The sequence below is a fragment of the Veillonellaceae bacterium genome (assembly GCA_012523975.1).
GTDB lineage: Bacteria > Bacillota > Negativicutes > JAAYSF01 > JAAYSF01 > JAAYSF01.
In genome coordinates this window covers 24,455-38,808 of the sequence record JAAYSF010000044.1, presented here as the reverse complement: position 1 = coordinate 38,808, position 14,354 = coordinate 24,455, and the positions used below count along the sequence as shown (strand labels likewise).

Genomic DNA, 14,354 nt, shown 5'->3' with positions numbered 1-14,354 from the left:
GCGCCACCCCTCTCGAGAGGGGATTAGGTACGTGAGATTGCCGCGCTGCGCTCGCAATGACAATTAGTTAGCTGTCGGCTTTCTAGTATGTCATCGCGAGGAGCGTTTGCGACGTGGCGATCTCAGAAACTTACACACCCCGTCACTATGTGACACCCCTCTCAAGAGGGGATTTAAAATAGCGCTCGGCAAGGATTACGGCTACATAGTCGTCGACGGGAACCGGCGGGACTTGCATGGTTACCGGGATTAAACGCTTTAAGCCGCGCGGCGGGTTTTCCTGCCAGTAGCGCTGGCGAGCGGCATCGGTTGAGCGGTGCTCGTCCACTAGTTTTATAATCAGCGGCCTATTTTTTATCTTTATATTTTCTAGAATATTTTTGCTTTCACGGCTGGTTGTACGGTTACCTAGAAGAACAATAGCGACATTATACTCAATAGCTAGCTTGGCTATTGTTTCAGCAAGTTTTATAGTTCCGATCACTTTTTTATGTAGTACCCCTTTTGTCTTATGGACTACGGCTATTCCGCACTTCTCGCGGCCGGGGTCGACAGAGATTACTAGGTCTTCCATGGGACAACCTCCGTTCCTGAATAGTATATTCCATGAGAGGGATTATATTCCTGCAGAAAATAAAAAAATAGACGAGGTGCATCAGAAAATACACACCCCGCCCTGCGGGCACCCCTCTCAAGAGGGGATTTAAAACCGAGATTGCCGCGCTGCGCTCGCAATGACATACGAAAAAGGCGCCCGGATTGGGCGCCTTGGTTTGAAGCTTATTAGAATTTAACGTTTACAGCTGCGCTAGTGCGTTTCAGGTCAGCGCCGGCTTTAGTTTCGAAGTCTTGGTATTTAACAGTCAGAACAGTGTTCTTGTCAAGGTTTTTGTCTAATTGATATTCCATACCTTTGAAACCTTCGTTTAAGTCGCTAGCATTCATATCGTTGCTCAGGCTGCCGAAACCAGTGAAAGCAGCAGCTTCTACATCTCTATGAGTTACAGACAGACCAGCTTTGTTAAACTTCACACCGAATGCAGTTGCATCAGCGTTAGCATCGTCGTTGTCGAAGTATGAAGCAGTAGCTGTTACGTTGTCAGCAAGTTTGAAAGCACTAGTCAAACCATAGATTTCTTGATCATTGGAGTCGTCTTTGTAGTAGCTGGCACCAAAGTCAGCACCCAGAGCGTTGAAGCCATATTCAGCTGCATATACACGATGCTTGCCGTCTTCGCCATCTACAGTATTACCGGCTACAAGTTTCAGGTTGCCAGTTTTAGCGGCAATGGCATTCATTTGAGTGTCATACAGGTAGCCGCCACCAAGCAGAACGTCTTGACGACCAATGGTGTTAGTAAGACCAAGAGCGTCTACAGTTACGTTAGCAGTATCTAATTTAAAGCTGCCGTTGGTATTGCCATCATAGTTGATGTTACCGCTGTTGAGACGAGCATTGAATTTCAGGTTGTCGCTGATTTTGCCGTCGAAGGATACACGGGCACGGAAATCAGTGTTGTCGTGTTTGCTGCCAGCAGCATCTTCGGTACCAGCGTAACGTACACGAGCGTCGCCGGAGATTTTAACCATGTCGTCAACTTGTTTTTGCAGACCTTCAACTTTTACGCCGAGGTTGTTAAGTTCAGTGCTGAATTCTTGAGCAAGTTGGTCAACAGTTGCTTTTTGTTCAGGATTCAGGTCTTTGTTCATAGCTTTAGCTACGATTTGAGCCATTTCGTAACGGGTCATTGTTTTGTCGCCTTTGAAAGTGCCATCATTGTAACCGTCAACGATACCAGCTTGAGCAAGTTTGTTTACGGAATCATATGCCCAGTGTTTTGCAGGAACATCAGAGAATGGGTTAGCAAATGCAGGTACTGCAAATGCTACTGTTAATGCAGTTGCTACAGCTGCTTTAAGAAGTCTTTTTTTCACTTGGAAATCCCCCTTGAATTTATAATAATTGTTTTGCGGGTGTTGCCACCAAAGCATTTCGGCTTCGCTTCACCAGAGGGGGAATGATTTCGATGAGTATCCACGTTTCCTCATGTATCATACCCAGTCCAGCTCAGTTTCTGCTTTATGCCAACCTGCCGCTTTTTGCAGGTTTCTTGTTTACATAATTCGACACTACTTCCTTGTATCCTGCTGTGATGTGTGATGTAATTATTGGTAAGTCTTTTAACGTGTCGGTGATTTGACTAATCGGTCATGTAGTGTCAAAAAGTATAGATTAGTTAATCATCATTTACATAATTTTAAAGTCTACTGAATGTGTTGCGTCTAATATCGCGGATTATATTGCAATTCGTCTAGGTCGACTATCCAGTCAGGTTTCTTTAAAAAAATATATGATTAACATAATCTTATAATACTTATTTCGACATTTTACGACAAACTCCTTCTTTTTGACTTTAAATTTTTTAAAGTTCTTCACACTTGTTTTTGGGGCGACTAGTCAGTCGTAATCTATCAAAAAAATTATGGATTAACATAAATCCATTTTTAACGTTAATATGTATTCGGTGAATGTTGCGGGATTCCTTCTTGTTATCAAAAAAAATTATGTAAATAATAGAGTCACACCCCACCCTAACAATGCTGCTTTAGTACGTCCAGTTATATTAGTACGTCTTTCGGCAACATTAACGTTTCGTAGGCGACGGTGGCCCCCCCTCTCAAGAGGGGATTTAAAAAGTGGAAGGCAATGATGCGGCACAATACCGAACCACGCTTTCCACTTCTTATTTACGTCTTATATCTATCTCACTTTTTCAACGTTAATTTCTATGTTTAAAGGTCCTACTGTATGGACGTCGGTTCTGGCGGTGGCGGTTAGTTCTACTTTACCGCCGTAGCGAGTGGCTTTATTGATGGTTCCATAAAGCTGTGCGCCGCTCATACTGCCGACTGTGCCTTGGATTGGGTCTGGCAGGATTCCCTGCTTGACGGCAGCTACATTAACTTTTTGCAGGAAGGCCAATATAGCTTCTTCCGCCTGATGTGTTTCCCGTCCTACGTCAACGACTTCGGAATAGACTATTGAATCTTTTGCATAAATTAGATTATTAGGGAATAGCTGAATCTGGCCCATGACCGGCTCACCGTATACGGTATTGCTAGCGGACGATATCCGGACAATAATATCCGTGCCCGGGTTGGCCTTGATAATGTCCATGGCTTGGTCAAAATCAGACTTGGCTATCCATAAGACTTCGAGGTCTTTGTTTTCTATCCCAAGTTTGTGAATAATAATCTGATTTGCGTTATAAACAATCCCTGTAAACGCTTTCTGTATCTCAGCCGTATTGCTGCCGGAATGCAGCGTATCAGTATATAAGACTTCGCCGGCTCTGAATACAACAGCGCCTTCGCGGACAAACTGCAGTCCTTGTTTAAGGTTTTCAGTTAGTTTATTAAGTTGGTCTACATCTTCTTCTAGTGAAGTTTTAGCTTCATTAAGCTGATTTATGCGGGAATCAAGCTGAGTTTTGGTAGCTTGAAGCGCCGTAATCTCCTGTTCTGCTTCATCAAGATCACCGCGAGCCGCAGCAAGGGCAGCAACCGTTTTGTCGCGTTCTGCTGTGACTACTGCTAATTCGCGGGAGATTGCGCTTAGCTTGGTTACAGTTGCCTGAACCTTTTCATTTAAGGCTGAGTATTCTTTAGTCTTTTCTTCCAACTCTTTGCGACTGGTTTCAAGTTCGGTGTTTTTAGCGGTTACTTCTTGCGAGAGGGAAACTAGTTTGGCCTTTAATTCATCCATGCCAAATAATGCTGTACGTACGTCGCGTGATACTAGATTTAGGATGCCGAGCGTACAGGCGGCGATAAGGATGCCGGTGATTATTGTGACAACTATCGACGTATGCTTAGGGCGCAAGCCGAAAATCGAAAGTTTCTTCTTGCCGACTTTGGTACCCAGCTTGTCGCCGATATAGGCAATAGCCCCACCCATTAAGGCTATGACGGCTATTAGGATGATGCCGTACATATGCGTTCCTCCTCTCTATTTAAGTCGGAAAGTGGAAAGTTACTGGGATGCCTTTCTTACCAGGAAGAATCCGGCGATGATTCCGAGGATATTTGGCAGCCAGGCAGCTAGCAGGGCTGGGATCGCTCCGCCTTGGCCGAGGGCTGAACTTACTGTCATGATGGTATAGTAGATAAAGATAACAATTATACTAATACCAAGCCCGATTGAAGAGCTTGATCGATGCGGCTGAAGGCCAAGTGGTGTCCCGATCAGAGCGAAAACAAAGCTTGCCAGAGGAATAGTAAACCGCTGATAAAGTTCTACTTCCAGCTTGCTGATGTTCACATACTCTTTTTGCAGAATGTTTATCTGCTGCCGTAATTCCTTGATGCTCATTTCTTCAGGTTTTTTCTGTTCATGGGAAATGGTTTTAGGAGTCTTGTTGAGCGGCATTATCTGCTGCTCAAACCGCATTGTCCGTTCAAGCTGGCCTTCGACCGATAAGTCGTGAATAATGCCGTTGTACATAATCCAGCGGTCGCTTTTCCAAACCGCCTTCTCGGCATTTTCCACGCGAACAAGATTGCCTTTTTCAAACTCCTGCATGGTTACCGCGTACATTGCCCCTGTTTTCTCGTCGTACTTTCTTGCATAAGTAAGACGTTCTAACAGATTGCCTCTGACATCTTTTATAACAATATGCTCTTGTGATTTAGGAGCAGTGTTTTTTTCAATTTCATACTTAACGATATAGTTATAGGCTGCATTAGCCCGTGGTACAACATATTCGTTAAAACCGACAGCAAAAATGCTGACAAAAAATGCGACTACAAACACCGGAGCTGCTAACCGGTAAAAACTTAATCCGCCAGACTTCATTGCTGTTATTTCGCTTGAGCCTGATAAGCGGCCAAATGCCATGAGCGATGCCAGCAGCATTGACATTGGGAATGTCAGAACAACAATTCCGGGCAAGCTGTATACAAACAGCTTGACTACTGTAATAAGCGGTGTGCCGTACTTTGTGACATACTGCGCAATTTTAAACAGTGTGCTTGTCCCGATAAATATGCTTGAAAAGGCGCATATGCCGAATATGAATGGACCGAGTAGTTCTTTGGTTATATATTTATCAAGTATGCGCATATATTTCTCCTCATAGTAGGTTAAGTCGAGGGGGATTATAAGCTAAAGTTCTCGCCGAGGTAGAACTTACGAGCAATTTCACTAGTGGCGATAGTTTCGCTGTCGCCATCGATTAGAATTTCGCCTGAGTTTAGGATATACGCCCGGTCTACGATGCTAAGTGTTTCCCGGACATTATGGTCGGTTATCAAAATGCCAATGCCACGTTGGCGAAGGTAGCCGATAATGTCTTGGATATCTGCTACTGCGATCGGGTCAACGCCGGCGAAGGGTTCGTCGAGCAGAATAAAGTTAGGGTCGGTTGCCAAGCAGCGGGCGATTTCTACCCGGCGGCGTTCACCGCCGGAAAGCTCAGAACCTTTCCGTTTGCGCACATGACCGACATTAAACTCGTGAATAAGGCTTTCGGCCTTATCTTTACGTTCAGCCGCTGAGAGATTAGTTGTCTCCAAAATAGCCATTAAATTATCCTCAACGGTCAGCTTACGAAAGACTGATGCTTCCTGCGGGAGGTAGCCGATACCATAGCGCGAACGCTTGTACATCGGCATCGAGGTGACATCTTCGCCGTTGACAATGATATTGCCATTATTGGGACGTTCCAGACCGACAATCATATAGAAGGTTGTAGTCTTTCCGGCACCGTTCGGCCCGAGGAGTCCCACGACTTGTCCCTTGTCTACCCGCAGGCTTACGCCGTTGACAACATTGCGGCCTTTATAGGTTTTTATAAGGTTATTTGTTTCAATGTACATTGGGAATACTCCTTTAGAGATTGCCGCGCTTAGCTTAGCTCGCAATGACATTGAGTTGGCTGTTGCCATTCTAGACTGTCATCGCGAGGGCAAATAATAGCTCGTGGCGATCTCGGTTTTACTGCGGCTGGACTACTAGTTTGGTGCGGCCGGTGGCATCCATAGCTTTGTCATTTAAGCGGATGGTGAGGGTTTCACCAGTCAGGATGTTGCCCTCTTGGACTGCCCGGGCATTGCCGGTCAGGATGGCTTTACCCTGTCCGCCGCCTTTGGTGCCATAATAGGTTACATTATCGGCTACAGCGTCAAGTTTGCGCACATCGCTGACGATATGCACATTGCCGGTGCCGACAGCTTTATCTTCCTGAATAAACGCTTCAATCTTATCCGCTGTCATAAAGCCGTCGGGCATGGTAAGACGAGCGCCGCCGGGAATGACAGCATATTGTTTATCGGCATAATAGTCAATTTTAGGTCCGGTAAGAGTATTCTGCCCCTTGACCAATACAGCATTGCCTGTAGCAACAAGATGGTTATTGTCATAGGAGCGGACTTCGGCCGAGGTTAGGGTAGCATCTTCTTTGACAACTTTAACTCCGCCTGTGACATAGGCTTCTCTGGTCTTTGTATTATATTCGGCGCTGGTACCGGTAAGGACAGCATTATCTTGGATCATTCTTACACCGCCTTGGGCAATCATAACACCGGTTGATGAATTGTATTCGATGGTTTGAGCTGACAGTTCAACCGGCTTATTTTGTTCGGCCTGCAAACTGGCTGCTGCGCCAAAAGTGACTAAAGCAGCGATTAAGGCTGCGCTGATTTTCTTTTTCACTTAGGAGCCCCTCCTTTTACTACCCGGGCATTGCCTTCAACTTTTACTTTTTCCATATTGGCATCACTTTCAATTTTGTCACCTGTTATAACGGTATCTTCCCTCGTCATGGTAACACCGCCTGTCCCGTAGAAGTAGCGTTTCTTACCTTCCCACCGGGCTTCACGAGCAGTAAAGGTGGCACCATCGCTAGTTATGGCTTTTACATTGCCAACCATTAAAATATCCTTACTATTAAGATCTATGTTTGCCTCAGGCGCAATTATTTGGATGCTGCTCCCATCGTCTTTATAAAAAGTGCCCTTGAGGTTAAGCATCTTTACTGCTTTAGTCTGCGGGTCTATCTCAGTCCGCTCGGCTTTAAGCTCCCATAAGCGTTTGCCATTCTCTTCCTCAATAATTTCGTTACCGATAAAAACCGGTTTAGTATCGCCAGCGTCTTGCGCTGTCTGCTGCTGATCATCATTGTCTGCACTGAAATAGTACACGCTGCCAATCACTAAAATAATGGCACAGGCGATAATCCAAAGTTTTTTATTTTTCAAACCCGCTCACCTGTCCTTCCTTACATAACGGGGCAGCTGACGTGGTTGATACTTGGCTTGCTTCCTCATGAAACGGTGTATTCCAGCGTTTCTGGAACCAAAGCCACTCATCAGGATACTGTCTGATTGTATCTTCAATGATTTTGGTCATACGTTCAGTCAGTTTGTTTATCGACTCGGGGTCACCCCCGATATTTTCATAGTATAACGGCGGTTGGATTATTATCCGATGTCCGCCTTCGGGCCGGCGCACAATAAACGCGGGTACAACCGGTGCTTTAAACTTGCGGGCAAAAACAGCCGGTCCCAGCGGCGTGGATGCCATTTTGCCGAAGAACTTTATAAATAATCCATCTTTTCCACCGTCTTGGTCAGCCAAAAAGCCAAGCACCTTACCTTTTTTCATGGCTTTGGCGGCTGCCACCAATTCAGTAGTTCCTCGCGCAAATATTTCCATACCGACCATTCGGCGGTAATCATTTAGAATACGAGTATGCTGATCATTAGGCTGGCGTTTGATAACGGTAGTCATTGGAAAGCCTTCCATTGACAACGCCGCGCCCAGCCACTCCCAATTGCCGATATGAGCAGTGAGAAATACTACCCCGCGCCCTTCGGCAACCGCATCCGCTAAATAGTGACGATTTTCAATTTCAACAAATTTTTTAATTCTTTCAGGGGTTAGTGATGGTATGTACATCACTTCTAGGAAGGTCTGACCGAGATTGCGAAATAGTTTTTTGATAATGATATTGCCTTCTTCAGGCGATATGCCTGTTCCGTCTAAGAGCTGCGCGAGTGCGCGCCGTCTCTGCTTGGCGGCAATATGATAATACAACTTGCCGAGTAGTTTGCCTAAGAATAGGACTGCACTGTAAGGCAGCAGGCAGACTATTTTGCTAATTGATTTTAGTAGGTGGTATTGCCATTCATTCGACACGGCGGGCCTCCTCTCTGAATAATAACTAAAATAACACACTTCAAGTATGCTTTATGGCGAATTACACACCCCGCCCTGTGGGCACCCCTGTCAAGAGGGGATTTAAAACCGAGATTGCCGCGCTTCGCTCGCAATGACAATTTAGTTAGCTGTCGGCCATCTATCATGTCATCGCGAGACACGTTAGTGTCGTGGCGATCTCATTTTTTACTGTCTTGTTTCTATATTTGCCGGCTTGGTGTAAGCGTCGATTACTTGCTGCCATTTGCCTTGGGCTTTTAGGATTAGCTCAATTATCTCCCGAACTGCGCCTTGACCACCTTGGTGACTGGCAATGTAATGGACGCGTTCTTTAACTTCGGATACTGCATTAGCCGGAGCACAGGCAAAGCCTACTTGTAAAAGCACTGCCAGGTCATTGAGGTCGTCGCCGACATAACAGATTTCGTCCATAGCTAGCTTGTGCTTAGCGGCAAGTTCATGCATTGCCTCTACTTTATTCACTGAGCCTTGATAGATGTCGCCGATTTTTAATTCGGCGCCGCGGAATTTTACAATTTCAGTTTTACGGCCGGTTATAATGGCCGTTTTAATACCGACTTGGTGAGCCGCTGATATGCCAAGGCCATCTTGGGCATAGAATTGCTTCATAGTTTCGCCGTTTGGGCCAATTGCTAACTGACCGGCAGTAAGCACGCCGTCAACATCAAAAACCAAAAGTTTTATTTTAGCGGCTCGGGCCTTAATATCCATTATACCACTCCTCGGCGCAATAAGTCAGTAAGGTGAATGATACCAATTGCGTTATTGTCCTTATCTACTACCGGTAAAACGGTAATTGGCCGTGGTGTATTTTTTTCCATGATGTTTAACGCCTGAGCCGCCAGCTTATCAGGCGTAATGGTTCGCGGCGTTTTGGTCATAAGACTGCCAATCTTTTCATCAAGGATATCATGTCCTTTTCTTTCCAATCCCCGCCGGATGTCGCCATCAGTCAAAATCCCCATCAGTTTGCCGGTTTCATCAATAACCGAGGTTGCCCCAAGGCCTTTATCGGTAATAACAAACAACGCGTCTTTGACCGTTTTGTCAGGCGTAATGGTTGGGTTATCCTGCCCGCCGTGCATAACATTCTCTACTGTCAGCAACAGCTTGCGGCCTAGTGCGCCGCCTGGGTGGAAGATAGCAAATTCTTCCGGAGTGAAGTTTTTGGCGCACAACAGCGCAATCGCCAGGGCGTCTCCCATTGCCAGCGTAGCTGTAGTACTCGAGGTAGGAGCCAAACCCAAGGGGCAAGCCTCTTGTTCAACTTTGATATCTAAAAAAACATCGGCATTTTGCACTAAAGTAGATTGTTCACGGCCGCACATGGCAACAATATGGGCGCCAATACGCTTGATAGCCGGGATAATGCCAATTATCTCACCGGTTTCGCCGCTATTGGATATTGCTAATACAATATCATCAGCTGTCACCATGCCTAGATCGCCATGGATAGCTTCGGCCGGATGTAGAAAAAAGGCCGGGGTGCCAGTACTTGCGAGAGTAGCGGCAATCTTCCGGCCGACATGGCCTGATTTTCCCATACCGGTAACAATAACACGGCCATCACATTCGATTATGTGTCTGACAGCTGAAGTAAACTGGCCATTTATCCGAGGAATGAGGCTCTCAATAGCCTCTGCTTCCATTTTAAGCACTGCACGAGCTTGTTCAATGATGTTCATAGGGCACCTCCTTATGAAAGAGCCACCAAGTATAATTGATGGCGAATTACACACCCCGCTCAAGAGGGGATTATTTATGCTTCCGCACTACATTATCAATAGCTTGGACATCTTTTAAGAGGTCTTCAAGCTGGTCGATATAGAGCATATTAGGCCCGTCACAGAGGGCTTCTTCGGGGTTGTCGTGGACTTCCATAAATAGCACATCAATGCCGACGCCAACGGCAGCACGGGTCAGATATTCAACAAATTCCCGTTGTCCGGCAGATGATGTTCCGGCACCGCCCGGTAATTGGACGCTATGAGTGGCGTCAAATACGATCGGATAGCCGAATGAACGCATTATGGCTAAGCCGCGCATATCTACAACAAGGTTGTTGTAGCCAAAACTGGCACCGCGTTCGGTCAGCAGAATGTTTTCATTGCCGGCTTCGAGGATTTTGCCTACTACATTCTTCATATCGTTAGGAGCCATAAACTGGCCCTTTTTTACGTTTACAGGTTTGCCGGTCAAAGCGGCGTTGTAGACCAAATCAGTCTGGCGTGCTAAAAAGGCCGGAATTTGGAGAATATCGAGCACTTTGGCTGCTGACTCGATTTGAGTCATACAGTGAATATCGCTGACAACCGGCACCTTTAGCTCAGCCTTGATTTTATCTAAAATGGCCAGTCCTTCTTCCAAACCAGGACCCCGGAAGGATTTATATGATGATCTGTTAGCTTTGTCAAATGATGCCTTGAAAATATAGGGAACGCCAAGCCGATCGGCAATAGCTTTAATGGCCCGTCCAATTTTCAGCGAGCGTTCATAGCCTTCAATAACGCAAGGTCCAGCGATTAGAGCCAGCGGCTGTTTGCCGCCAACTTCGATTGAGCCTATCTTAACGGTGTTCATCAATGAACCTCCTTGTGATTCTGCTTTATGGAGAATTACACACCCTGCCCTTTGGGGCACCCCTCTCAAGAGGGGATTAAATTGCTGCGCATGCGCTCGCAATGACAGTTTAGTTAGCCACTAGCTTCCTAGTATGTCATCACAAGACACGTAAGTGTCGTGGCGATCTCATTATTTCAAGAGTAGTTTATTAATCAGGTCCAAATCCTCCGGTGTATCAACGCCGATCGATTTGAAATCAGTTTTTAGGACTTTGATCCGATAGCCATGTTCAAGGGCACGAAGCTGTTCAAGCGATTCGGAAACTTCGAGAGGTGTTGGCTGAAGCTTAGCATACTTTAATAAGAAGTCCCGCCGGTAGGCGTAAATACCGATATGCTTATACACCTCGAATCCTTCGCTTTTAACCCGTGGGAAGGGAATAAGAGACCGGGAAAAATACATTGCATAACCGTTTAAGTCAGTTACAACTTTGACAGCACTCGAGTTGTTATACTCACTTTCGTCCATTAGGGTCATAAGCGTTGCCATACTCAAGTTGTCATCATTATCAAAGGCACCGGCTAAATCATCGATGATTTGCGGCTCAATTAAGGGTTCATCGCCTTGGACATTGACGATGATGTCAATATCGGGATAAGCTTGGGCGACTTCGGCTAGCCGGTCAGTTCCGGTAGGATGCTCCGGCGAGGTCAGCATAACTTTGCCGCCGAAAGCGGCTACAGCATCGTAGACCAGCTGATGGTCGGTCGCCACCAGCACCATTTCCGGACGCGTTGCCTTACTTGCCCGTTCATAGACATGCTGAATCATCGGCTTGCCGGCGATATCAGCCAACGGTTTACCGGGCAGACGGGTAGATGAATACCGCGCCGGTATTACGCATAATACTTTCATTCGGATCCCTCCGGCACACATTTATAAAAAAGTGTACAGTTATTTCGACGCCTCTATGCCACGGCGGCGTGCGGTTCTAAGCGGTACAACATTATTAAAATTCGGCTGAGGTTTCAAAGCCTTTTTTATTAAGAGCATTAGATCTTCCATACCGTCAACAAAGTCAAGTTCAATACTTAAAATATACATCGGCAATGGACGATCAGAGTGGATGAACTCAGCGGGAATTTTAACAGCGTCTTTCTCAGTTGTTATAAGGGCGCAGGCCCCTTGATCGACGGCTTTCTGCATAACATCCTGCATTTCAGCCATTGTATAGCTGTGATGGTCAGGGAACCGTACAGGTTCGACTGCGCTGGCACCGGTGTCGGCAACTGTCTGCTCGAAGGAAGATGGGTTGCCGATGGCTGAAAAAGCCATTACCCGTTTGCCGCGCACGACCTCAAGATTGATTTTTGTACAGCGCAGACCTTTTTTATACCAGTCTTCGATTTCAATGAACGCTCGGGGATTATGGATGCTTTCGACCACCGGAGCAATGCAGTTGTAACGAGCCAAGATATTTCTAATATTGTTTCGCGCATTGTGGCTGGATTGGTCAACCTTGGTTAAAAGGTAGGCATGAGCCCGTTCAAGGTTAGCGAGTGGTTCACGCAGCGTGCCGCGCGGCAACAGAAAGTTGTTGCCGAATACATTTAAGGTATCGATAAGCACAATATCTAAGTCACGGGCCAATTTCCAATGCTGATAGCCGTCATCCAATATAACAACATCGGCTTTAAGCTGTTTGACCGCATACTCGCCGGTTACAGCGCGGTCCTTACCCACAACAACAGGTACGCCCGGCAGATTTTTAGCTAGCAAATAGGCTTCATCGCCAGCTTCATTAGCCGACATAAAAATCTTTTTACCGTCCGATACTAGCCCAATATCACCTTTCCAGCCGGCACGATAGCCCCGGTTGAGAATAACAACTTTATAGCCCATATCACGAATAATCATCGCCAGTTGTTGAGCGGTCGGGGTTTTACCGGTACCGCCGACAGTGATATTGCCGAGACTGATAACTGTGCAGTCGAGTTTATGCTGCTTTTTTATACCGCAACTGTATAAGCCCAATTTAACGCGTACGCCCAAGCCGTAGATAAAGGAAAAAATTCTTAATACCCCAAGCAGGATAGCTGACAGGATACCAGGCTTTTCGCCATGGACTAATTGATATAAATACAGTTGTAATTTTTCACGTTGGCGCATACTTGTTCCGCCTTCTAATTAGTATTTGAATGCTTCAAGCAACTCTTTGAGATATACTGCGCTTTTCCGCGCTGCGCCGCGGTTTTCATTTATTATGGCAGTTGTCTCATCCGACATAGCTTTACGAATTTCGTTATTATTTAGGATTTTTAGCGTTTGTTCTGTTAATTCGGTGCTATCTCTCACTGTAACACATGCGCCCCGGTTTGAAAATAGGAAATAACTGTCCTTAAAATTGAACATGTTGGGGCCGACAATAATTGGTTTTCCATGGGCTGCTGGCTCTAAAATGTTATGCCCGCCGTGCTGGATTAAACTGCCGCCGACAAAAACAATGTCACCAAGGCTGTAAATCTTGCCTAGCTCACCAATAGTATCCAATATTACAACATCGTGTCCGGCAGACGGGTTTTGCTGCAGCGCCGTTCGGCGCGCCGCCGTAAAATTATGGCTTGCTGCCAAGTTTATGATTTCATCAGTGCGCAGAATTTCCCGCGGCGCAATAACCAGTTTGGCCTTAGGAAAGGCCTCTTTTATGGCAATAAAGGATCTAAAAATAATTTCTTCTTCGCCTTTATGGGTGCTGCCGGCAAGAATCACCGGCCCGCTGCCCACTAGGCCCATTTCAGAAATCAGCTTGTTTTTTTGTTCTTGGCTTACGTCTGTATAGGTCTGATCAAATTTAGTGTTGCCGGTAACAACTACTCGGCTGGGATCAGCGCCTAGCCGCAAGATATAATCTTTGTCAATATCCGACTGCATGCAAAATCTGCTGACAGTGTTCATCATATCAGTAAGCACACTGCCTAGATGCCGATAACGCTCCACGCTTTTATCGCTGATGCGGCCATTGACCATCATAACAGGCAGTTTGTGCTTACGGGCCGATTTTAAAAAGTTAGGCCATAGCTCGGTCTCGACAGGTAAAAAAACCCTTGGCTTGATGCGATCAATTACTCTGCTGCCCAAAAACGGAACATCTATCGGGAAAAATATGATGGCATCCGCCTCCTTGATGATCCGTTTGGCCATAGTGTACCCGCTGGCCGTCACAACCGAAATCATGATGGGTGCGTCCGGTATTTCTTTGCGGATTTCTTTGACAATCGGGCTAGTGGCAACAATTTCGCCGACTGATGCGGCGTGCAGCCAAATTGCGCCCTTGCCTGCCACACGAGCCAGTGTTTCTTCAGGAATAAAGCCGAAACTCTGGCGGAGCCGTTCGCCAAAACCATTTTCGCGAATCAAGCGGAAAACAAATACCGGCATGGCGATTATGACAAGTAAGACTGCCAAGATGTTATAGAGAATATGCATGCTGGATACCTCATTTATGATACGAATATATAGATATATTGGTGGATAAGCGGCGAATTACACACCC

The 14,354-nt window shown here is 46.1% G+C and carries 14 protein-coding genes; all 14 read right to left on the bottom strand.

All coding sequences use genetic code 11. The features are described from left to right. Window positions 1-145: 145 nt before the first annotated feature. The gene (locus GX348_06170; GenBank protein ID NLP41776.1) at window positions 146-574 is read right to left on the bottom strand and encodes a pre-16S rRNA-processing nuclease YqgF; all 429 of its coding nucleotides are present in this window, start codon (window positions 572-574) and stop codon (window positions 146-148) included. Window positions 575-783: 209 nt separating this feature from the next. After that, on the bottom strand, window positions 784-1,935 hold the full coding sequence (locus GX348_06165) for an S-layer homology domain-containing protein (protein ID NLP41775.1): 1,152 nt from the start codon (window positions 1,933-1,935) through the stop codon (window positions 784-786). 826 nt (window positions 1,936-2,761) lie between these two features. Then, window positions 2,762-3,994, bottom strand: coding sequence for a DUF3084 domain-containing protein (locus tag GX348_06160; GenBank protein NLP41774.1), 1,233 nt, complete (start codon window positions 3,992-3,994; stop codon window positions 2,762-2,764). A gap of 39 nt (window positions 3,995-4,033) precedes the next feature. Continuing rightward, window positions 4,034-5,122: a YjgP/YjgQ family permease gene (locus GX348_06155; GenBank protein NLP41773.1), complete on the bottom strand. Its 1,089-nt coding sequence runs from the start codon at window positions 5,120-5,122 to the stop codon at window positions 4,034-4,036. A gap of 35 nt (window positions 5,123-5,157) precedes the next feature. Then, window positions 5,158-5,877: an LPS export ABC transporter ATP-binding protein gene (lptB, locus tag GX348_06150; GenBank protein ID NLP41772.1), complete on the bottom strand. Its 720-nt coding sequence runs from the start codon at window positions 5,875-5,877 to the stop codon at window positions 5,158-5,160. 118 nt (window positions 5,878-5,995) lie between these two features. Next, window positions 5,996-6,712 (bottom strand): organic solvent tolerance protein OstA, encoded by a 717-nt coding sequence (locus GX348_06145; GenBank protein NLP41771.1) that lies wholly within the window; start codon window positions 6,710-6,712, stop codon window positions 5,996-5,998. After that, window positions 6,709-7,257: an LPS export ABC transporter periplasmic protein LptC gene (gene lptC / locus GX348_06140; GenBank protein ID NLP41770.1), complete on the bottom strand. Its 549-nt coding sequence runs from the start codon at window positions 7,255-7,257 to the stop codon at window positions 6,709-6,711. Before lptC ends, GX348_06145 begins: the two co-directional genes overlap by 4 nt. Continuing rightward, window positions 7,247-8,197 carry a lysophospholipid acyltransferase family protein gene (locus tag GX348_06135; protein ID NLP41769.1) on the bottom strand — a complete coding sequence of 317 codons (951 nt, stop codon included), beginning with the start codon at window positions 8,195-8,197 and terminating at the stop codon, window positions 7,247-7,249. The genes lptC and GX348_06135 overlap by 11 nt, the downstream gene beginning before the upstream one ends. Before the next feature lie 207 nt (window positions 8,198-8,404). Next, window positions 8,405-8,950 carry an HAD hydrolase family protein gene (locus GX348_06130; protein NLP41768.1) on the bottom strand — a complete coding sequence of 182 codons (546 nt, stop codon included), beginning with the start codon at window positions 8,948-8,950 and terminating at the stop codon, window positions 8,405-8,407. Further along, window positions 8,950-9,924: a KpsF/GutQ family sugar-phosphate isomerase gene (locus GX348_06125; GenBank protein NLP41767.1), complete on the bottom strand. Its 975-nt coding sequence runs from the start codon at window positions 9,922-9,924 to the stop codon at window positions 8,950-8,952. Before GX348_06125 ends, GX348_06130 begins: the two co-directional genes overlap by 1 nt. Before the next feature lie 70 nt (window positions 9,925-9,994). Further along, window positions 9,995-10,819 carry a 3-deoxy-8-phosphooctulonate synthase gene (gene kdsA, locus GX348_06120; protein ID NLP41766.1) on the bottom strand — a complete coding sequence of 275 codons (825 nt, stop codon included), beginning with the start codon at window positions 10,817-10,819 and terminating at the stop codon, window positions 9,995-9,997. A 171-nt stretch (window positions 10,820-10,990) separates the two neighbouring features. Beyond that, complete coding sequence (kdsB, locus tag GX348_06115; GenBank protein ID NLP41765.1) at window positions 10,991-11,716, bottom strand: 3-deoxy-manno-octulosonate cytidylyltransferase; 726 nt, start codon at window positions 11,714-11,716, stop codon at window positions 10,991-10,993. Between the two features lie 39 nt (window positions 11,717-11,755). Beyond that, window positions 11,756-12,970 (bottom strand): tetraacyldisaccharide 4'-kinase, encoded by a 1,215-nt coding sequence (gene lpxK, locus GX348_06110; protein ID NLP41764.1) that lies wholly within the window; start codon window positions 12,968-12,970, stop codon window positions 11,756-11,758. Window positions 12,971-12,988: 18 nt separating this feature from the next. Continuing rightward, entirely contained in the window at window positions 12,989-14,287 is a 1,299-nt protein-coding gene (locus GX348_06105; GenBank protein NLP41763.1) for a 3-deoxy-D-manno-octulosonic acid transferase, read from the bottom strand. Window positions 14,288-14,354: the final 67 nt, after the last annotated feature.

Excerpts from the sequence above, each read along its gene's own strand:
- GX348_06170 (NLP41776.1), bottom strand. The coding sequence starts at position 574 with ATGGAAGACCTAGTAATCTCTGTCGACCCCGGCCGCGAGAAGTGCGGA.
- GX348_06160 (NLP41774.1), bottom strand. The coding sequence starts at position 3,994 with ATGTACGGCATCATCCTAATAGCCGTCATAGCCTTAATGGGTGGGGCT.
- GX348_06155 (NLP41773.1), bottom strand. The coding sequence starts at position 5,122 with ATGCGCATACTTGATAAATATATAACCAAAGAACTACTCGGTCCATTC.
- lptB (NLP41772.1), bottom strand. The coding sequence starts at position 5,877 with ATGTACATTGAAACAAATAACCTTATAAAAACCTATAAAGGCCGCAAT.
- GX348_06130 (NLP41768.1), bottom strand. The coding sequence starts at position 8,950 with ATGGATATTAAGGCCCGAGCCGCTAAAATAAAACTTTTGGTTTTTGAT.
- GX348_06125 (NLP41767.1), bottom strand. The coding sequence starts at position 9,924 with ATGAACATCATTGAACAAGCTCGTGCAGTGCTTAAAATGGAAGCAGAG.
- kdsA (NLP41766.1), bottom strand. The coding sequence starts at position 10,819 with ATGAACACCGTTAAGATAGGCTCAATCGAAGTTGGCGGCAAACAGCCG.
- kdsB (NLP41765.1), bottom strand. The coding sequence starts at position 11,716 with ATGAAAGTATTATGCGTAATACCGGCGCGGTATTCATCTACCCGTCTG.
- lpxK (NLP41764.1), bottom strand. The coding sequence starts at position 12,970 with ATGCGCCAACGTGAAAAATTACAACTGTATTTATATCAATTAGTCCAT.
- GX348_06105 (NLP41763.1), bottom strand. The coding sequence starts at position 14,287 with ATGCATATTCTCTATAACATCTTGGCAGTCTTACTTGTCATAATCGCC.